Here is a 16,525-nt window from a genome sequence, read left to right on the forward strand (position 1 = left end):
GGTAGCTATGACCCTTGATAAGCATAAGCTTGACGGTATCCCTCAAATTACTGTAAAAACTTTGCCATCTAGGGAATTTGAGTTACTTCTATTGACAGCAGGCTACGGTAAAATGGGTACGGCTCCGGCTCAGGGAAATCGTATGAAAGTCTGGTGGAGTCATTCTACTTTTAGACGCATTGAAGCTATTTATAGTCCTGATGGAATAGTTGCTATTATTGCTTATCACGTTTAGATTTGTAGTTAAACAAACCCAGAAGTTTTTATTGACTCTTTTGATAAGAGAGGGCGATCGCACTTTGGGATTAGGGATGGGGGGCGATCGCACTTTTGGTTATTTGGGGAAAAGGGCGATCGCTTTTCAAAACTAATTCACCTTATTTACCTTTCCTATGTTTGACTTGTTACCATTTCTGGGATTATTTATTGTCTGCCAGTAATCGTCATCGAAATTTATGAGAACCTCTTGGCCTACATCTATACCTAGACTATCGTGATACCACACAAAATATCGATTACCACTCTTAGCCTGAACAAGTATTTTGTAGTAAGGATACTCCAACCCAAATTTTTGTAAAACTTTAAATGATTCAGTCCTCATCTAAATCTGCTCCTGTGAATTGATTAGTTGTTCGTTTCTAAATCTTGTGAGGGAGGTGGTAACTGAACATTCCCCTCCACGGGAGTCAACTTGTATTCTGGCTTAGTAGCAGCCTTGTTAGCCTGAATTATTTCAGTCATAGACTCTGTTAAGTGAGACTGTGTTACCTGCTTTTCTTCTTTGGATTTATCTTCTCTAGCAGCAGCAACTACAGCCTGAAAGACAGCATTTTTGATATCTCTTCCAGAGATTTTCTCGAACTGCTTCGCCAGTTCCTCAAAATTAACTGAGCGCTCTAAGGGAAGCTTGGTGGGAATCTGAGCTTGCCAAATTTTGACCCGCGCTTCTTCATCCGGTAAATCAAATTCAACTTTCCATCGGATTCTACTTATAAAAGCAGGATCGTAGTTGCGGATTAAATTAGTGGCAAAAATCACAATTCCTTCGTAGGAAGAAAGTTGTACGATCATTACACTGCGGGTTAAGTTAACTGCTGTGTCAGTTGACTGGGTAACGCTTTCAAGACGCTTTCCCAAGAAAGAATCAGCTTCATCGAAGAATAAAACTGCATCCTCTTCGCTAGCAAACTCAAAAGCTTTAGCAATATTTTTTGGGGTATCGCCAACATATTTAGATTCAAGTTGTTGGTAAGGTAAAACTAAAATTTTCTTGTTCATCGCATGAGCTAGTGCTTCAGCAGTCAGCGTTTTACCCGTACCAGGAGGTCCAGAAAAGTTGATAGATAAAGCTTTGTCTAGCTTGTGCTTCTCGCTCATGCCCCACTCATTAAAAATTAAATCTTGATACTGAATTTCAGCCAAGATTAAATCAACCTGGCGTTTAGTTTTCTGAGGTATAACCACATCATCTAGAGTGTATTTAGGTTCTCTGAGGTATGGGCTAAAATCTATGGATGATTCTGAAGATTCGTTCCCTCTCTGTATTTTGTCGCCTAAACTATCCACAACTTTGTCTATCAAGTTATCAACTACACCACCTTTGCCATTGTTAGAGGTGGGGTTTTCTCCAGCAGCTTCCCGAAAAGCTCCTAATCTATCAATTCTTGGCATGATTTATTACCTAGATAAGAACATCAACTCAAAATCAATTATCCCAATTGGTCAAATACTTTACTTCAGCTTTCGACCTAATTTTAGGAAAATCCTGATTGTCCCCCTTGAATTTAAAGACTTGTGACGGCTTACTTTCAATATGTTTGGGATCCCAAATTTCCAGAATGATTTCATCCGAGTATTCTCCAGAGTACAAGATCGCATATAAAGTGGTTCCGCGTCCAAATTGTTCGATGAGAACAGGTGCGAGCTGGGTTGGCCAGATGGTGGCTAATTTGTCAAAGACACTCTCCAAAGAGGCTTTTGAAGGTTTAGATACCCCAAAAAGGCGATGCATAAAATCAAAGCCGTCACCTTTTTCAAGCTTAGGTGTTTCGCTGTTTTTATCGGGATACCAAGCATCTAATTTATTGTTGCGCGGTGGTTCGTTTCGTGGCATGGTAATGACCTCTTGTATAGAAATAAAAGATGGATTTTGTCCTATATTGTACAGTGTCAATCGACCTGAATAATTAAAGCATTAAAAAACAAATTTTGCTTCATTCTGGCATAATTATCTACGCTATCAGCCATTTTCTCTACAAACTTAGCAACGGGGTTATCAGCCAAGATAGATGGCAGTTCTGGTGCAGCAATAAACTGCATGAATAGCATAGTAAATAGCTCCGTCGCCGTTTTTTTCCATTGGTCGTATTCTCGACCTGTTAACTCGTTATCAAGCACATAGATTCGTTCTAACTTAGAAGAAAGAACATTTGAACGAATTTCTAAATCGCCTTTATCAATCTTTGGAACTGCATACCCCCTTTCAGAATCGCTGATATTTGTGTCGTATAGCCATATTTTAATGTATTGAAACTTACAATCAGAGATACGACGACTCTCACGAAAGATTTTTCTGACTATTAAATCATCAAAGAATCGTTGAACTTTTTCGCTAACAACACATTCACCATTCTTGAGTTTTTGACCTGGCAATCCTAATAGTTCGATGCTTCTTAAACTGCCCTCACCTTCTGGAGAACGAAAGCCTATTTCCAGAAAAACTCTCTCAGCATTATTTGGATTTCGCATAATTTAACCTCTTTTGTTCTAATCTTCTAGTAATAATCTTCTAATTGCAATGTTTTAGCTTCTCCTCGCTGTGTAGGCAGAGGGGTACTTTGAGGTACTTGCTTCAACTTGAAAACTTCTGAGGGTTTGCTGTTAACATATCTAGGGTCCCAAATTTCCATTATTGTCTCGCCTAGCACTGAGCCAGCGTAGAAAATAACGTATAGAATAGATGCAAATCCAAAAGCTGCTATTAAAGCAGTGACAACTGCTGTCTGCCAAAGTTTTTGTAAGCCAGTAAATAGGGCTGTTAAAAAAGTTCTTAGCTTTTCTGCCAGCCAGGTTGTTACATCACTCAACCAGTTAAAAACCTCGCCGGCTAGTCTATCTAACTTGCTACCTAGCCATGTAAAAAAGCCCATTTTTTTTCCTCTTTAAATCATTTATTTGGCTGTTTCTAGCTTAGTTTTAGCTCAGTAATTATAGGATTCTGTTTGGTAGGCAACTGAACATCTGTTCCCTGTTCTAACATTCCTATTGAGCCTATAACTGATTTACCTTGTGACGATGTTGGATCGATAAATCCAAGAAATACTTCTCTACCCTCTCTGAAAACAGCTATCCACCACTCACGTCGATACCCAAACTCTTGGCGTAAGTAATATTCAATCTCAGACCAAGTATTGTCCAAAAACTGGGCTATGTTTGCCAAAAGATATTGAGTAGCTTCTGTTACGTATCCCCAAATTTCTCTGGTAGCAGCAACTAAGTTTTTCCATAACTCCGCAAAAACTCTTGATAGAGCATCAATAACCGCACCAACCCCATAACCCACCGCTGCACCAAGAATGAATCCGGCAGCAGCTTGCAGTAAAATATCCCAAACCATTACTATTTACTCCAGGAAACGTATCGATTCATAAGAATGAACCGCATTAACCGTATGAAGTTGATGTCTTATCCAAACAGATCGAAGAAAGATACCTGTTGCCCGATCGCACCGCAAATAGATACCGCAATGCCTAAGCATCCAGTACCAACTCGTTCCCGCACCCAGCAACGTCTTGCTCCTATATCTATGTATTCGGCTTCAATCCCGAATTTTTACGCAGAATTTGGCGTATTGTTACAAATCTTTACACTAGCCCATTAACCGCTGCTGTATCTGCACCCTAAACTCTTGACACATAGCCCGCTCTTTTTACAGCAGAGCGATCGCCACACCGATTTCAGCAATGATAAACTAAGTTATACTCAGATAGCAACTAGCTAAAGCTATAATTTTAGTTAGGCTTTAGCTATCAACTAAGCGAGACATACTGCGATGACATCCAGCGACGAGATGTTTGCCGAGGCTGCGAATAACTGGGACTTGGAAAGGCTCTACAAAGCTATGGCAGAAGCCAAGTGGCAAGTCTCTCCTCGTGCGAGAAAGGGACTTACAGAACGGGAAAAGCTTTTTCTCCGAGGTTTACTATGCGGCCACAGTCCTGCTGAAATAGCTAGCCAACTCCATCAAAGTCGTAAAGGTGTTGAGGTTTATGTATCTAAAACTTTATATCAATACTTTAAAAAAATTACAGATGTACCTAACGAAAAGGTAAGCAACTGGAGAAATATTCACAACTGCCTAGAGGAAGCTGGATATAAAACTGTACCCTCTGTTAAATCTCACTCAAGCAATTATTCACCCCAAATTCCGTTAGTAAATATAGTTAATATAAGTTTGAACAATCAAAGTCATTCAATAACAATTGACATTCACCTTCAACTAACATTACCTTCGCTTTCAGAAGCAACAATGACAGAAGACATGGATACAAAAGAGCGCCCCTCAACAAACCAATCTAACTGAAGGGCGATCGCCCCTAACCCAAACCACAAATACCTAATCTTCATCCCCTGTCAAATTAATCGGACCAAAATCATCAGGAACCTCCTCAAAAGATTGAATCTGCAATACCCGCATCATGACTTTCCACTGACGGGGTGTTGGTTTCGCTTCGGTTTCACCCGAAACCCAACGCTGATAAGTACGCAGCGGAATCCCGCAATGCACCGCAAATTCAGCCTGAGATAGCTTTGTTCGCTCAATCCTCAAAGCCTCGATCGGTGATGCACTCTCTTGGGGTCTTGTGTCTTTTTTCATTAAAATATTGGCGCGTCATATTGACGTATAGCCAAAAACAAGTTTATCATATCAGGTACGCTTTGATGCAGTGATTGCAGCACTGCACCAAAACGATTTCCCCAATGTTGTCAACTCAACACTCGGAGTAATAACAATAATGCCAAAAAACCCAGCTTGGTTGCGTTATGACCCAGACGAGAATATTTCTCGTCACGCAGCCACCGATGATGAATACTGCTACGACATGGAAACTAAATATGGATGGACACTCAAGAGGATAGAAAAACTTAAGGGTGACACCTTGAAAGCCGATCGCGCGATCGAGAGTAAAACAGAATTTCCTCAGCCATTTCACGAACAGGATGATGATGATGCGTAAATACATTGTTTTTAGAGCCGAATGGCGGGAACCGGGATGGGAAGATCGAATGCTATCCCACACTCATTCTCTGACTCGCATCCTTGCTGAATACTTCGATTCCTCCGATCGCCCGATCCCGCAACCAGGATACAGACCAACCGAGTTTGTCAGGGTTGAAGCAGAACACGAACCCAATTTCCACGGTTGGAGTACCCATTACAAAACAGGTGATTGGGAAGTTGCTAGAGTCGAAACCTACACCCCCGATATCCCCAACCTTCCTCAAGGTGGTTCGAGCGAATTCGGCATGGTGGTTATCTGCTATTGTCGCTACAATCCGATCGATGCAGCGCTCAAACCAATGCCCGATCGTCAGGTTTCGATCGATGGATTCGGTGGCGACAGGGAAGCCTACGAACGTTGGCTAGAATCTCAAAAAGACCCGCAAGCTGCTGAGGTATAGCGAGGTAAATTTAAGGGCGATCGCTATTCGATAGACTTGCGAAAATCAAGCTTAGGGCGATCGCCTACAATAGAATCAACACCCCTCATCTCAAACACCATGCAAATTGTTTTGCCTCCTGAAGTTCAAGCCCTCGTGCAGCGCTTTCCTCACCAGCGGCAAATACAACAGCGCGATCGACGTTATCCTTGCAGCGATTAAACTACTCGAACAACAGCAAGACATTTATCAAGGACGACTGCAAGAAATCCAACGAGACGCACAGATTGGTCAGCAAGCATCCGAACGCGGTGAAGTCGTAGACGGTGCAACCGCAATGGCACAAATTCGAGCTAATTTGCGATCGCGCGATCGAGAGTAAAGCTGACTAAAAAGGAATATACTCAACAGCATTCATCCATTAATCAGAGTCCGAGACTAAAGCAATCAGTTCCAAATCCTTAACAAACTGTCCGATTGTACCGCCTAGCTGATGTCCAAATATCAAACCAGCAAACTGTTTTTCCTGACGCTGCCAATCTTGAGCCATTGCCTTAAAAAGGATATCGTGAGTAAACAATACTCTTCCTAGCTGAGTGGCACGTTCCAAAAGTTCGTCATCCGGCAATTCTGTCGCACCATCTTCGATCGCAGCCAAAACATCCACGCCACGACGGCGCAACTATTCGGTAATTGCTTGCGGAATGTGAACGTCCATGTACAGAGCGATCGCCACTTACAACAACCCCTTAGCACGCATTCTCACGAAAAATGGTGAAGGCGAAAGCATAGATTTGTCCTGTTGTACCTGCTCCCATTCCGTCCGAATCTCCTGCTCAATTTCACCTTGAAAGTCGAAGTAATAAGCCATTGCTGCATGACCCTCTGACTGCATCAAATAAGGATGCTGGCGGCACATCTCTTCCACTGACCAACCGTAAGCTAGATAACCCATCACAATCTGAGCAACCCGCACGCGGGGTATTCGCTGCAACCGTGCGGGTTGACCCGCTACTTTCTCGATATGAGGATAAATTAAAGCTGATGTCATTGCTTTTTGGCTCTATCTCTACAGGAGCTTAGCATAAGTAGTATTATAACAGTCAACAAAAATGAAAAGAATTAAACAAAGTGATCGCCCTTTCATTCCCTAAAAGCGATCGCCCTTGTGACAAGACATTATAAGTGCGATCGCCACAGCTAAGCAACACCATAGCTCGTAAACGGCCTTGCATAGGGAGGCTGAAGCCCCAAAACAATATCCTCCCGCGCCACACCCATCAGCACTAACTCCTCAGCAATTAGTTCATCCGTTTGATTGCGTTGAATCCAGACTTTCCCATCTCTGATGTCTAAGTGGATCGGGCAACTATAAATCCGATTGTGACCGTCCCAACCTAAATCTACTATCTGATAATGGTCATGTTCTGTGTCTAATAATACCTGGATTTCTATGTCGTCATTGATAGGTTTAGTCTTGCTATATTCCATCAAAAAAGTGCGAACAATCTGCCGATATTTAGCTAATCTCTCCATTCTACAATCACCTCATTAGTAGGGTCGTATACTAACAACTTTAAATCGTACTCAGCTATCGCCGCTTGGGGCAAAGCACGAGAGAAAAATGAATTATAAGCAGCGATCGGAACTGCCAAATAGAGCGATCGATCTGGCTCCAAATTTCTGAGCGCTAGTCGATAATTCAAAAATTGACCGAGGGCTAGGTGGAAATCAAACATAGCTGATTCACTCAGAAAGCTTTTAACCTCCACCGCAATCTTCTGCACACCTCGCTCTGCGGCTAAAAGCTGTTCCGCCCCCAAGTCAATCCTGAGCCGATCGTCTTCGCTAAACTTTAGCTTCAGCGGATCGTGGGTAATTACCCAATTATCCTTCATGAGAGCGGATTTCACAGACTCATGGAAAACATCCCTAGCCGACATAGACTTTACTCAAAGACCTAGTTTCCATTCTCTCTAAACCCACGCACTTAAGAACTTAGCACTAATAGTATTATAACACTCAACCAAAATGCCAAGAATCAAATAAGCGCGATCGCCCTTTCATTCCCAAAAACCGATCGCCTTTTCATTCACCTGACCAAAAAAGCCGCACACTCAACATGAGAAGTCTGAGGAAAGAAATCCGCCGGCTGCACTCGCGCTAACTTATAATCCCCATTTTCGCACAAAATCTTGAGGTCGCGAGCCAAAGTAGCAGGCTTGCAGCTAACATAAACAATGCGATTTGGCTTGATTTCCTTGATAGCTTCCAAAACCGCGCGATCGCACCCTTTCCTCGGAGGGTCTAGCAGCACAATATCCGGTGTCAATCCCAAGGAAGGCAGCAAACTCTCTACAGTTCCGGCCTGAAACTCGACATTTCTCACGTCATTTAACTCAGCATTTAATTTAGCTTGTTCGATCGCCGCCGGTTGCACTTCTAAACCTATCGCTATTTTTACTTGTTTTGCCAGGGGTAAAGTAAAAGTACCAATTCCGCAGTAAGCGTCAACCAAAACCTCGTTTCCCTGCAAAATCAATTCCCCTACCATCGCCTCTAACAACGCTTCAGCCGCCTCTGTGTTAACCTGGAAAAAAGTATCTGCTCTTAGCTGAAATTTCAAACCAGCAAAGCTTTCTCGCAGATAAGAACGACCAGCAATGCAGCGAGTTTCGGAACCAAAAATCACATTAGTTTGATCGGGATTTATATTCAAACAAACCCCTGCCAGTTGAGGATATTGTTTCAGCCACTCTGATGCTTGCTCTTCTAGTCCCGGCAACTCTCCAGTGCGAACTATTAAAGTTAGCAGCATCTCGCCGGTGCGCCGTCCGATCCGCAAGGACAAGTGACGCAATTCTCCTGTATGTTTCTTTTCGTCGTAGACTGGCCAATCCCGCCAGTGGATGTCTTCTTTGACCTCTTTTAACAAAGGATTGAGGCGCGGGTCTTGCACCGGACACTGATTGAGATTGACTAATTTGTGAGTGCTTTTTTGATAGTAACCTGCTTGGACTTGACCTGTTGCAGATATTGCCACGGGATAAGTCGCTTTGTTGCGGTATCCCAAAAATTGGGAAAATCCCTCGATTTTTCCCGTTAAAATTTCATCAACTTGGGGATTGCTAAATCCGCCAATCCGTTCTAAGGCTTGAATGATTTGATTTTGCTTCGCTGCAAGCTGATATTGATAATCTACGTGCTGCCACTGACAGCCGCCGCACTTGTCGGCGACAATGCAGTTAGCTCGAATGCGGTGTTCGGATGCTTCCAGAAGTGTGTCCAGCTTGCCTGTAGCATAGGTCGATTTGACTTGCACGAGGCGGACAAGGACTCGATCGCCCGTCACGGTATCGGGTACAAACACCACTAACTCACCAAAACGACCAACTCCGTCGCCGGTGTCTGTCAAGTCGGTAATCTCTATCTCAATCAGTTGACCTTGCTGGCAAGGGTTTGCCAATTTCGTCGAGTTTGGGGTCGGGAATTTAGATTTGGTCACAAGTAGTCGTGGTAGGATTTAATATGGTAATGCAATATCGCTCTCTCTTTCCTGAGATAAGTCGTAGTGAAGCGGGGCTCCATCCATCGCACTCAAGCTCAATAGCAGGCTGTATTCCTGCTGCTGAACGTCTTGCTGCTAAAGCCAAGCTTCAACCTGCAAGTCAAGCCTGCCGTGAGTTGCCTCGATCGATCCTGTGCGATATGCTGTTGGGGCGAGGTAGCAAAAACTCGTTAAACAGTCAAAGTGTCTGCCGACATCAAAACTCTCACTCGCAGTTTTTGAGTTTTTCCCGCAGTACCCTGGAACACAGGGAAACTGGCTTGAACATCAAGCATAACGTTTGCGGAGATTTACCCGCTACTTCTAATGTTGATAAATATTAGAAGCAAAGTAAATCGCCCAACCAAGAATCTCATCTTTAAGGGATGAGAATGTCAATTAATCTTACTCTCAAATATCCTCAATTCTTTTGAATAACAATGAGCGTAGTTAGCCAACTAATTCTCCAAGCCGACGACGAACTTCGCTATCCCAGTACCGGCGAACTTCAAAGCATCAAAGATTTTTTTAAAACCGGAGAACAGCGGGTGCGTATTGCTACTGCGCTGTCTGACAGTGAGAAAAAAATTGTTGAAGAAGCTAGCAAAAAACTCTGGAAAAAACGCCCTGACTTTATCTCCCCCGGAGGTAATGCTTACGGTCAACGCGAACGGGCTTTGTGTCTGCGCGACTACGGCTGGTACTTGCGCCTGATTACCTACGGTATCTTGGCGGGTGACAAGGAGCCGATCGAAAGCATCGGTTTGATTGGCGTTCGGGAAATGTATAATTCTCTCGGCGTTCCTGTTCCTGGCATGGTCGAAGCTATCCGCTGTTTGAAGGAAGCTTCTTTGGCTTTGCTCAATCAGGAGGATGCTAAGGAAGCAGCTCCTTATTTTGATTATATCGCTCAGGCAATGTCTTAATTGCTTTGGTGATTGCTTTCATGAATGTGGCGGAGCATTCGCGGGTGATTTTTGGGGTGATTTTATCTCGCAATTGCTCGCAAATGTTTCGCTTCTGTTTTTTGGAAAGGAAATCTGCCTCTTTTCTGCTAGGAAGCAATGCAGTTTAAGCTTTCCCAGATGTTGAGTTTGTCTTGTCTTTCAATGCACATTTGATTTAAAAAGTCAAGTGTTTTTGGGAGAAATTGTTTTTTGAATTTCCGGCTGTCGTACAGAATGGATGTTTTGAGCTGCGAGAGTTCTCCAAGGGTGGGGCAGGTTTGGATATGATGGGCGATCGCATTTTGCCATTCTTCCAGCCTGCGGTAGCTGACAAACAGGCCGCCTCTATCCCGATGGTGGACGAAAACCACGAAAGCCCATGATTCGACTCGCTTAATCAGGTTTTGGCTGATTTTGAGCAGTTGGGCGATCGACCTGACGGTGATGCGGAGCTTTTTCGAGGGTTGGATGCGGCGAAACAGTGCTGTCATGGCTGTATACTCAGGGCTTGAGAGGCAAGTTCTGTTTAGAGTCAATTACATATTACTCTATCAGACTCTTATTGCACAAGTGCAAGAAAACTTAATTTAAACTTCTTAAGCTCAGATGTTGCTCGTGCAACCCTCAATCATTGATGCTGTGCTAGTTTGAGAGTTAACGTAGGTGGGAAAAATGTCAGGACTCTCTAACAAAGCTGTGGTAGACAAAGAGCAGGAATTGCGTCCCGTTCGCTTCACTGAAACGGGGCGGATGCGTTTGGGGAAGATTTTAAAAGCAGCAAGACAGACAACAGGCTGGTCTGTCAGCGAAACAGAGTTTAAAACAAAGGGATATGAAGAGGCGCTGTTCACCGCTACAAATCAACCCGTACCCAAAGATGTGGGTATCAGTGCCGCAACAGTCAACCGTTACGAACGTGGGAAGCTAGATAATTTGGATTGGCGATCGCTGAGTCTGTTATGCTTTGTCCTCAAGCCGATCGACCCGGTGACAGGAGAGGCCCTGGAACCGACAAATGCGCTTTACATCGCGTGCGAACATCCCCCATACAACGATGCGAAGCTCTACGACTAGATTATTTGCAGATAGGTGATGACTGATGGTGGTAGCAGAAGCTAAGCCAGAAAAAGAATACTTGAGACGGAGATTTACTGATACCGGGCTGCGGCGGTTGGGTAAATTCCTGCGATCGTGGCGGGAAGCTAGGGGGTGGAGCGTTCACGAACTGAGCGAAAAGACCAAGCAGCATGAGGCTCAATTTTATAATCTAGGGGGAGAGCCTTTGCCGAAAGTTTTGGGGGTCAGCATTGCAGGCATTTCGAGAATCGAAAATGGCTATTACAACAAGCCTGCACCCGATCTTTTGTGGCTGTTCCTCGATGTTCTCGAACCAGTTCACCCGGTTGAAAAGCGGTTGGTTACTCTAGAAGACTTACTGTTGATCGGAACTGAATTTTGGAACCCCAACGTCGAGGCGTAGGATTGACTTAATAGTTAAATTGGATCTGTAAAATGCCGGGATTTCTTGACTTTAAGGCTGTCGTCGATCAGGAAAAACTGCGCCCTGTGCGATTTACGGATACGGGACGCGGTAGATTGGGCAAACTTCTGAAAGCAGCTAGAGAGATTCGGGGCTGGTCAATTATTGAAACAGAAATGGTCACAAAAGAATACGAGGCCGCTCTGTTTCGGACAGCAGGAGATCCTGTACCAAAAGATGTCGGTATTAGTAATGCTACTGTTAGTCGCTACGAACGCGGGAAGTTAGAAAGTTTGGATTGGCGATCGCTCAGTCTGTTATGCTTTGTCCTCAAGCCGATCGATCCGGTGACTGGGGAAGCCTTGGAACCGACAAATGCGCTTTATATCGCCTGCGAACATCCGCCGTATAATGACGCGAAGCTCTATGACTAGATTATTTGCAGATAGGTAATGTCAGGACTCTCTAACAAGGCTGTGGTAGATAATCGGCAGGAATTGCGTCCCGTTCGCTTCACTGAAACGGGGCGGATGCGTTTGGGGAAGATTTTAAAAGCAGCAAGACAGACAACAGGCTGGTCTGTCAGCGAAACAGAGTTCAAAACAAAGGGATATGAAGAGGCGCTGTTCACAGCTACAAATCAACCCGTACCCAAAGATGTGGGTATCAGTGCCGCAACAGTCAACCGTTACGAACGTGGGAAGCTAGATAATTTGGATTGGCGATCGCTCTCTCTGTTATGCTTTGTGCTCAAGCCGATCGATCCGGTGACAGGGGAAGCCCTCGAACCGACAAATGCTTTATATATCGCCTGCGAACATCCGCCGTACAACGATGCGAAGCTTTACGAGTAGTTGATTGCTGACATCTGGCAGTATTGTTAATCAGCTTTTCAGGGCGGGCTATTTGCCCACCCCACAAGCAAAATATTGAGTTGTTGTGGAACAGGCATCTTGCCTGTTCTTAACAAGAGTGCGGGCTATTCGCCCACCCCACAAGCAAAATATTGAGTTGTTGTGGAACAGGCATCTTGCCTGTTCTTAACAATAGTGATCGCGAGTGATTGATTACCGATCGCCCTTTTGTTTAGCAATTAAAGCTTTAGCTTGCTGCCACAGAGATTCTAACTCTTCTGGGGCATAATCTGACAAAGGTCGATCGCACGCAGCCTCTACCTTGGCAAACCGCTGCACGAAGCGATCATTTGTTCCTTGCAAAGCAGCCGACGGATCTAAATCGTACCAGCGAGCTAATTGAATCAACACAAACATAATATCTCCCAATTCTGACTGCTGCGCTGTCTTATCCTCGTGTTTGAGAGCGTGTTCAAATTCTGCCATTTCTTCGTGAAATTTATCCCAAACGCCGTCTACGCTGTCCCAATCAAAACTCACTTCCGCAGCTTTTTTAGAAATTTTCATCCCTGCGGTTATCGGCGGCAACGTGCTGGCATAACGGCTCATTTTCGAGGCTAAAGTTGTCGGCTTTTCCGAAGTCGTGCCTTTTTCTGCTGCTTTGATTTTTTCCCAGTTTTCGTTGACTTCATCGACGCTGTTGAGTTCGACATCGCCGAAGACGTGGGGATGTCGCCGAATTAGTTTTGCTGTAATGCCCGCAGCGATTTCGGCGAAGGTAAACTGATTCGATTCGCTGGCAATTTGAGCTTGCAGAATTACCTGTAACAGTAAATCGCCCAATTCTTCGACGATCGCATCTTTATCTCCTTTGCGAATCGCGTCGGCGGTTTCATAAGCTTCTTCGATTATGTGAGGAATTAGAGTTTGGGGAGTTTGGGCTAAATCCCAAGGACATCCGCCGTCTGGCGATCGCAATTTAGCCACAACTTCTATAAGTTCTTTGAGTGCTGTGAGCGATCGACTTTCAGAATTAGACATAATAATTTACCTTTTATATCAACCGCGCCCGACGGTTATAACGTTGTTAAGGACTCCAACCATTGATTTTATTACTTCTTCCTTCTTCCTTCTTCCTTCTTCCTTCTTCCTTCTGCTAGGGATTTGCTGGAAGTGCGACGGGGAGGTTGGCGTTTGCGCCTCTTAATTGTGCCAGGAGGCAGCAACCCGCTCAATCCTTTTTTTTTGAATCTTTTGTAAGCCGAGCCGCCCCAATCGCTCAGATAGTGGCTCATAGCGCCCAATTCTAGACCGATGTAAACGGCTAAAATTTCGATGTGGTGTTCCCCGATCAATCGCCCATAACTCAAAACCACATCCTGCCAATTCCCGCCTAAGTTCCCGACTTTTTCGGCAATTGCCAATCCCAACATTCCGAGAACCACGATCCAGGTAGCGAGGTACAAGATTCGCAAAGCAGTGCCGATCAGAGGGCCGTGGGACAAAAAAGAGCGGTGGCGCAGGCTTTTTTGGTACGGGAGCCAAATGGGTTTGAACCATCCCCAGCGCTGATACTGACAGGAGTAGATATCCAAGTCGGGGCCAAACATCAGCCCGCCGAATAAGAAACTGCCGGAAACGAGCAAAGTCAGGTTGCTGCTGCTCGTCTGGCCAAACGTGAGGGCTGCCACCAAGGGCAAACTCCACAGGGTTATTTGATCGTGGGTGCGGCCAGAGGGCATTTAAAGTTTAGGATTTTTTTTACTTGATCTTTCTGAGTTACTGTGATATGATAAATCCCTGTGAGTGCAATTGGGTGATTAGCTCAGTGGTAGAGCGCCTGCTTTACACGCAGGATGCCGTAGGTTCAAATCCTACATTACCCATCCGATAAGTCAATATCAACAGTTTCAGCCGTTTTTAGCCTTCAAGCCGAGAACGGCTGTTGCTGTTGAGGGTTGACTGTTGAATTGGGTGACGACTAAATTTAACATTCTGTGGCGGATGTCTCAAAAGTTGGCACCCAATGCTAGAAAATTAATTTATTGATTTTCTTTTTTAGAACCGTGTATATGAAGCCTAAAATAACCAGCCCGATCGCGTGGCAGCAAGCTGAACTGCTCATGCAGCCAGCGATGATCCGAGTGATCGACAACATCCGCAAACAATTAGAGGAGTCAGTCTGGACGGGCACTTATCAAGAAGTGCAGATTCCCATTCCGGGCTATCAACTACTTTTAGAGCTTCAAGGCGAGCAAAGATGCATCGATATTTGGGAACTTTGCTATCGAGTCTGCTTTCTCAACTACCAGCCCGCCCACACTCAAATCCAAAGCCAAGAAGTTGTAATTGATACTAGCTTGATTGACGATGACACTGGCGATGTAGATTGGAATCGTCTTGATGCCAAAGCCAGCCAATTAATACAAGAAATATTCGCTAATTTGGACAAATAGTCAGCATTCACCCGTCATCAGTCTTTAGTCATAAACTAAGGATTAATCACTCAATACACGCTCAAATCTAAAATCTCAAATCTTATGCTGATTCAGGAATTGCACGACATTCAAGCAGCGGCCGGTGCTACTTTTGCAGAGTTAACAACCAAAGAAATTGTGCCAGTCAGTTTTGGTAACGACGCCGAAGCGATCGCAGCAACTAAACAAGGTGTGGCTTTGTACGATCGCACTCACTGGGGACGCATTCAAATCTCAGACAGCGATCGCCTGCGGTTCTTGCACAATCAAAGTACCAATAACTTTAATATACTTAAACCCGGTCAAGGTTGCGACACCGTTTTCGTGACTTCCACTGCCCGGACGATCGACCTCGCCACCGCTTACGCTACAGAAGATGCCGTACTGCTGCTAGTCTCAGCCAACCGCCACCGCCAACTACTGGAATTGCTCGATCGGTATATTTTCCCAATGGATCGCGTCGAGTTAACAGATTTAACCGATACAACTGTTGCTTTCAGTTTACTCGGCCCGGAAAGCACTCAACTACTAGAAAAAATCGGAGTTACCGAACTCGAAAATCAACCTTACGCTACTCACAAATTGATAAAAACCCCCCCTCTTTCCCCCCCTTACCAAGGGGGGGATGAAGGAGGGGTTCGAGTGGCGGTTGGTAGCGGTTTAGCAACTCCCGGATACACGTTAATTGCGCAAGCTGGCGATGCAGCCAACTTGTGGAAGGAATTAGTCAAAGCTGGGGCCGTACCGATGGGCGATCGAGTTTGGGAACAACTGCGAATCGAACAAGGACGCCCCGCCCCCGATTTTGAACTCACAGATGATTACAACCCCCTAGAAGCCCGCCTTTTACACACGATTACCTATGACAAAGGCTGCTACATCGGTCAAGAAACAATTGCCCGGTTGAACACCTACAAAGGAGTCAAACAGCAACTTTGGGGCGTGCATTTGAGCGGTGCGGTTGAACCCGGAACAGCAGTCACAATCGGAGAAGAAAAAGTCGGCAAACTCACCAGTTTTACGGAAACTGAATCCGGCTTTTTTGGTCTAGCTTACATCCGCACAAAAGCGGGGGGCGAAGGGCTGAAAGTGCAAGTCGGATCGGTGTCAGGGGAAGTAGTAAATGTACCGTTCTTGAGTTCGTAGTTGCGAGCGGTCGCCTGTTGGCGCCGCAGCGCCAAAAACATTTTTTTTTGAGGTAGATTTGAGAAGGAGGCTAACACGATAAATAGGTCGAAAGTCCTATCTTTAGATAGATTTGCTGTAAGGATTCAGGTGTAGGGTATTGACAAAGGGGACGGCTGAGGTGGAAGATCGCAATTATGATGAACCTGCCTCAACAGCTAGACCCAGAAAGCCTTTGCCAGTTGCCCAAGGAAGAACTGGTGAAAATAATCATTGAGCAGGCGATCGTTATCATACCAATTCACTATGAAGTTGCACTTAATATAGCTTCAAGGATATAGTCCCAACCACAGAGAGATAAAACTTCTTCATTAGTGAGAGATTTGATAATTCTATTTACCTGTTCTTTGAGTTGATCTAAACTCGAATAATTT

The 16,525-nt window shown here is 44.7% G+C and carries 27 protein-coding genes and 1 tRNA gene; 14 read left to right on the plus strand and 14 right to left on the minus strand.

Annotation, left to right across the window (positions count from 1 at the left end; all coding sequences use genetic code 11):
• On the plus strand, positions 1-235 hold a 235-nt coding region (locus ACUVJL_RS07960), incomplete at its 5' end, for a hypothetical protein (RefSeq protein WP_445245353.1).
• A gap of 389 nt (positions 236-624) precedes the next feature.
• On the opposite strand, the gene ACUVJL_RS07965 is transcribed toward ACUVJL_RS07960, so the two are convergent.
• From ACUVJL_RS07965 to ACUVJL_RS07985, 5 genes are read right to left on the minus strand one after another with little or no spacing between them, the layout of a single operon-like run.
• Positions 625-1,671 (minus strand): ATP-binding protein, encoded by a 1,047-nt coding sequence (locus ACUVJL_RS07965; RefSeq protein ID WP_445245354.1) that lies wholly within the window; start codon positions 1,669-1,671, stop codon positions 625-627.
• Positions 1,672-1,705: 34 nt separating this feature from the next.
• Entirely contained in the window at positions 1,706-2,113 is a 408-nt protein-coding gene (locus tag ACUVJL_RS07970) for a hypothetical protein (protein WP_445245355.1), read from the minus strand.
• Positions 2,114-2,169: 56 nt separating this feature from the next.
• A complete protein-coding gene (locus tag ACUVJL_RS07975; protein ID WP_445245356.1) occupies positions 2,170-2,748 on the minus strand; it encodes a hypothetical protein in 579 nt (192 codons plus the stop codon).
• Between the two features lie 26 nt (positions 2,749-2,774).
• Positions 2,775-3,149 carry a hypothetical protein gene (locus ACUVJL_RS07980; protein WP_445245357.1) on the minus strand — a complete coding sequence of 125 codons (375 nt, stop codon included), beginning with the start codon at positions 3,147-3,149 and terminating at the stop codon, positions 2,775-2,777.
• A 35-nt stretch (positions 3,150-3,184) separates the two neighbouring features.
• The gene (locus ACUVJL_RS07985; RefSeq protein WP_445245358.1) at positions 3,185-3,616 is read right to left on the minus strand and encodes a hypothetical protein; all 432 of its coding nucleotides are present in this window, start codon (positions 3,614-3,616) and stop codon (positions 3,185-3,187) included.
• Between the two features lie 435 nt (positions 3,617-4,051).
• Here ACUVJL_RS07985 and ACUVJL_RS07990 point away from each other — a divergent pair, with 435 nt between their 5' ends.
• Positions 4,052-4,582: a helix-turn-helix transcriptional regulator gene (locus ACUVJL_RS07990; RefSeq protein WP_445245359.1), complete on the plus strand. Its 531-nt coding sequence runs from the start codon at positions 4,052-4,054 to the stop codon at positions 4,580-4,582.
• Positions 4,583-4,615: 33 nt separating this feature from the next.
• On the opposite strand, the gene ACUVJL_RS07995 is transcribed toward ACUVJL_RS07990, so the two are convergent.
• Positions 4,616-4,876 (minus strand): helix-turn-helix domain-containing protein, encoded by a 261-nt coding sequence (locus tag ACUVJL_RS07995; RefSeq protein ID WP_333154994.1) that lies wholly within the window; start codon positions 4,874-4,876, stop codon positions 4,616-4,618.
• A gap of 139 nt (positions 4,877-5,015) precedes the next feature.
• On the opposite strand from ACUVJL_RS07995, the gene ACUVJL_RS08000 reads away from it, so the two are divergent.
• The 3 genes from ACUVJL_RS08000 (at position 5,016) to ACUVJL_RS08010 (ending at position 6,043) form a co-directional block, all read left to right on the plus strand.
• Positions 5,016-5,237: a hypothetical protein gene (locus ACUVJL_RS08000; RefSeq protein ID WP_445245360.1), complete on the plus strand. Its 222-nt coding sequence runs from the start codon at positions 5,016-5,018 to the stop codon at positions 5,235-5,237.
• Positions 5,230-5,682: a hypothetical protein gene (locus ACUVJL_RS08005; protein WP_445245361.1), complete on the plus strand. Its 453-nt coding sequence runs from the start codon at positions 5,230-5,232 to the stop codon at positions 5,680-5,682. The genes ACUVJL_RS08000 and ACUVJL_RS08005 overlap by 8 nt, the downstream gene beginning before the upstream one ends.
• Positions 5,683-5,788: 106 nt before the next feature.
• Complete coding sequence (locus ACUVJL_RS08010) at positions 5,789-6,043, plus strand: ribbon-helix-helix domain-containing protein (protein ID WP_445245362.1); 255 nt, start codon at positions 5,789-5,791, stop codon at positions 6,041-6,043.
• A gap of 39 nt (positions 6,044-6,082) precedes the next feature.
• Here ACUVJL_RS08010 and ACUVJL_RS08015 read toward each other — a convergent pair whose 3' ends face one another.
• The 5 genes from ACUVJL_RS08015 to rlmD all read right to left on the minus strand — a co-directional run bounded on the left by ACUVJL_RS08015 (position 6,083) and on the right by rlmD (position 9,166).
• On the minus strand, positions 6,083-6,343 hold the full coding sequence (locus ACUVJL_RS08015; RefSeq protein ID WP_445245363.1) for a DUF5615 family PIN-like protein: 261 nt from the start codon (positions 6,341-6,343) through the stop codon (positions 6,083-6,085).
• Between the two features lie 54 nt (positions 6,344-6,397).
• Positions 6,398-6,712: a DUF433 domain-containing protein gene (locus ACUVJL_RS08020; RefSeq protein ID WP_445245364.1), complete on the minus strand. Its 315-nt coding sequence runs from the start codon at positions 6,710-6,712 to the stop codon at positions 6,398-6,400.
• 149 nt (positions 6,713-6,861) lie between these two features.
• A complete protein-coding gene (locus ACUVJL_RS08025) occupies positions 6,862-7,197 on the minus strand; it encodes a XisI protein (protein WP_333369763.1) in 336 nt (111 codons plus the stop codon).
• Positions 7,185-7,604 (minus strand): XisH family protein, encoded by a 420-nt coding sequence (locus tag ACUVJL_RS08030; protein WP_445245365.1) that lies wholly within the window; start codon positions 7,602-7,604, stop codon positions 7,185-7,187. The genes ACUVJL_RS08025 and ACUVJL_RS08030 overlap by 13 nt, the downstream gene beginning before the upstream one ends.
• 149 nt (positions 7,605-7,753) lie before the next feature.
• Positions 7,754-9,166: a 23S rRNA (uracil(1939)-C(5))-methyltransferase RlmD gene (rlmD, locus tag ACUVJL_RS08035; RefSeq protein ID WP_445245366.1), complete on the minus strand. Its 1,413-nt coding sequence runs from the start codon at positions 9,164-9,166 to the stop codon at positions 7,754-7,756.
• A 23-nt stretch (positions 9,167-9,189) separates the two neighbouring features.
• On the opposite strand from rlmD, the gene ACUVJL_RS08040 reads away from it, so the two are divergent.
• Entirely contained in the window at positions 9,190-9,552 is a 363-nt protein-coding gene (locus ACUVJL_RS08040; RefSeq protein ID WP_445245367.1) for a hypothetical protein, read from the plus strand.
• Between the two features lie 96 nt (positions 9,553-9,648).
• Positions 9,649-10,134 carry an allophycocyanin subunit alpha-B gene (locus ACUVJL_RS08045; protein WP_333063958.1) on the plus strand — a complete coding sequence of 162 codons (486 nt, stop codon included), beginning with the start codon at positions 9,649-9,651 and terminating at the stop codon, positions 10,132-10,134.
• Between the two features lie 128 nt (positions 10,135-10,262).
• Here the strand turns inward: ACUVJL_RS08045 and ACUVJL_RS08050 are convergent, their stop codons facing one another.
• A complete protein-coding gene (locus ACUVJL_RS08050; protein WP_445245368.1) occupies positions 10,263-10,646 on the minus strand; it encodes a hypothetical protein in 384 nt (127 codons plus the stop codon).
• Between the two features lie 181 nt (positions 10,647-10,827).
• Here ACUVJL_RS08050 and ACUVJL_RS08055 point away from each other — a divergent pair, with 181 nt between their 5' ends.
• Genes ACUVJL_RS08055 through ACUVJL_RS08070 form a run of 4 tightly spaced genes read left to right on the plus strand, consistent with a single transcriptional unit; the run spans position 10,828 to position 12,489 of the window.
• Positions 10,828-11,229 (plus strand): helix-turn-helix transcriptional regulator, encoded by a 402-nt coding sequence (locus tag ACUVJL_RS08055; protein ID WP_190655959.1) that lies wholly within the window; start codon positions 10,828-10,830, stop codon positions 11,227-11,229.
• 25 nt (positions 11,230-11,254) lie between these two features.
• Complete coding sequence (locus ACUVJL_RS08060; RefSeq protein WP_333335283.1) at positions 11,255-11,635, plus strand: helix-turn-helix transcriptional regulator; 381 nt, start codon at positions 11,255-11,257, stop codon at positions 11,633-11,635.
• 32 nt (positions 11,636-11,667) lie between these two features.
• Positions 11,668-12,069, plus strand: a complete 402-nt coding sequence (locus tag ACUVJL_RS08065; RefSeq protein ID WP_190733505.1) for a helix-turn-helix transcriptional regulator — start codon at positions 11,668-11,670, stop codon at positions 12,067-12,069.
• Between the two features lie 18 nt (positions 12,070-12,087).
• Positions 12,088-12,489 (plus strand): XRE family transcriptional regulator, encoded by a 402-nt coding sequence (locus ACUVJL_RS08070; protein WP_445245369.1) that lies wholly within the window; start codon positions 12,088-12,090, stop codon positions 12,487-12,489.
• Positions 12,490-12,702: 213 nt separating this feature from the next.
• On the opposite strand, the gene mazG is transcribed toward ACUVJL_RS08070, so the two are convergent.
• Both mazG and ACUVJL_RS08080 read right to left on the minus strand, forming a co-directional pair.
• Positions 12,703-13,530, minus strand: a complete 828-nt coding sequence (gene mazG, locus ACUVJL_RS08075) for a nucleoside triphosphate pyrophosphohydrolase (RefSeq protein ID WP_445245370.1) — start codon at positions 13,528-13,530, stop codon at positions 12,703-12,705.
• A gap of 71 nt (positions 13,531-13,601) precedes the next feature.
• Entirely contained in the window at positions 13,602-14,231 is a 630-nt protein-coding gene (locus ACUVJL_RS08080; protein WP_445245371.1) for a metal-binding protein, read from the minus strand.
• 72 nt (positions 14,232-14,303) lie between these two features.
• On the opposite strand from ACUVJL_RS08080, the gene ACUVJL_RS08085 reads away from it, so the two are divergent.
• From ACUVJL_RS08085 to ygfZ, 3 genes are all read left to right on the plus strand, one after another.
• Positions 14,304-14,375 (plus strand) — tRNA-Val (locus tag ACUVJL_RS08085).
• Positions 14,376-14,561: 186 nt separating this feature from the next.
• Positions 14,562-14,945, plus strand: a complete 384-nt coding sequence (locus tag ACUVJL_RS08090; RefSeq protein ID WP_445245372.1) for a hypothetical protein — start codon at positions 14,562-14,564, stop codon at positions 14,943-14,945.
• A gap of 87 nt (positions 14,946-15,032) precedes the next feature.
• A complete protein-coding gene (ygfZ, locus tag ACUVJL_RS08095; protein ID WP_445245373.1) occupies positions 15,033-16,112 on the plus strand; it encodes a CAF17-like 4Fe-4S cluster assembly/insertion protein YgfZ in 1,080 nt (359 codons plus the stop codon).
• Positions 16,113-16,525: the final 413 nt, after the last annotated feature.

The sequence above is a fragment of the Microcoleus sp. OTE_8_concoct_300 genome, assembly GCF_031383065.1.
GTDB lineage: Bacteria > Cyanobacteriota > Cyanobacteriia > Cyanobacteriales > Microcoleaceae > Microcoleus.

What these genes read in the sequence shown, in the direction of transcription:
- ACUVJL_RS08080 (WP_445245371.1), bottom strand. Translation starts at nt 14,231, where the DNA reads ATGCCCTCTGGCCGCACCCACGATCAAATAACCCTGTGGAGTTTGCCC.
- ACUVJL_RS08005 (WP_445245361.1), top strand. Translation starts at nt 5,230, where the DNA reads ATGCGTAAATACATTGTTTTTAGAGCCGAATGGCGGGAACCGGGATGG.
- ACUVJL_RS07975 (WP_445245356.1), bottom strand. Translation starts at nt 2,748, where the DNA reads ATGCGAAATCCAAATAATGCTGAGAGAGTTTTTCTGGAAATAGGCTTT.
- ACUVJL_RS08060 (WP_333335283.1), top strand. Translation starts at nt 11,255, where the DNA reads ATGGTGGTAGCAGAAGCTAAGCCAGAAAAAGAATACTTGAGACGGAGA.
- ACUVJL_RS08030 (WP_445245365.1), bottom strand. Translation starts at nt 7,604, where the DNA reads ATGTCGGCTAGGGATGTTTTCCATGAGTCTGTGAAATCCGCTCTCATG.
- ACUVJL_RS08065 (WP_190733505.1), top strand. Translation starts at nt 11,668, where the DNA reads ATGCCGGGATTTCTTGACTTTAAGGCTGTCGTCGATCAGGAAAAACTG.
- ACUVJL_RS07965 (WP_445245354.1), bottom strand. Translation starts at nt 1,671, where the DNA reads ATGCCAAGAATTGATAGATTAGGAGCTTTTCGGGAAGCTGCTGGAGAA.
- ACUVJL_RS07985 (WP_445245358.1), bottom strand. Translation starts at nt 3,616, where the DNA reads ATGGTTTGGGATATTTTACTGCAAGCTGCTGCCGGATTCATTCTTGGT.
- ACUVJL_RS07970 (WP_445245355.1), bottom strand. Translation starts at nt 2,113, where the DNA reads ATGCCACGAAACGAACCACCGCGCAACAATAAATTAGATGCTTGGTAT.
- ACUVJL_RS08020 (WP_445245364.1), bottom strand. Translation starts at nt 6,712, where the DNA reads ATGACATCAGCTTTAATTTATCCTCATATCGAGAAAGTAGCGGGTCAA.
- ACUVJL_RS08055 (WP_190655959.1), top strand. Translation starts at nt 10,828, where the DNA reads ATGTCAGGACTCTCTAACAAAGCTGTGGTAGACAAAGAGCAGGAATTG.
- ACUVJL_RS07995 (WP_333154994.1), bottom strand. Translation starts at nt 4,876, where the DNA reads ATGAAAAAAGACACAAGACCCCAAGAGAGTGCATCACCGATCGAGGCT.
- ACUVJL_RS07980 (WP_445245357.1), bottom strand. Translation starts at nt 3,149, where the DNA reads ATGGGCTTTTTTACATGGCTAGGTAGCAAGTTAGATAGACTAGCCGGC.
- ACUVJL_RS08000 (WP_445245360.1), top strand. Translation starts at nt 5,016, where the DNA reads ATGCCAAAAAACCCAGCTTGGTTGCGTTATGACCCAGACGAGAATATT.
- mazG (WP_445245370.1), bottom strand. Translation starts at nt 13,530, where the DNA reads ATGTCTAATTCTGAAAGTCGATCGCTCACAGCACTCAAAGAACTTATA.
- ACUVJL_RS08025 (WP_333369763.1), bottom strand. Translation starts at nt 7,197, where the DNA reads ATGGAGAGATTAGCTAAATATCGGCAGATTGTTCGCACTTTTTTGATG.
- ACUVJL_RS08070 (WP_445245369.1), top strand. Translation starts at nt 12,088, where the DNA reads ATGTCAGGACTCTCTAACAAGGCTGTGGTAGATAATCGGCAGGAATTG.
- ACUVJL_RS08050 (WP_445245368.1), bottom strand. Translation starts at nt 10,646, where the DNA reads ATGACAGCACTGTTTCGCCGCATCCAACCCTCGAAAAAGCTCCGCATC.
- ACUVJL_RS08040 (WP_445245367.1), top strand. Translation starts at nt 9,190, where the DNA reads ATGGTAATGCAATATCGCTCTCTCTTTCCTGAGATAAGTCGTAGTGAA.
- ACUVJL_RS08090 (WP_445245372.1), top strand. Translation starts at nt 14,562, where the DNA reads ATGAAGCCTAAAATAACCAGCCCGATCGCGTGGCAGCAAGCTGAACTG.
- ACUVJL_RS08045 (WP_333063958.1), top strand. Translation starts at nt 9,649, where the DNA reads ATGAGCGTAGTTAGCCAACTAATTCTCCAAGCCGACGACGAACTTCGC.
- ACUVJL_RS07990 (WP_445245359.1), top strand. Translation starts at nt 4,052, where the DNA reads ATGACATCCAGCGACGAGATGTTTGCCGAGGCTGCGAATAACTGGGAC.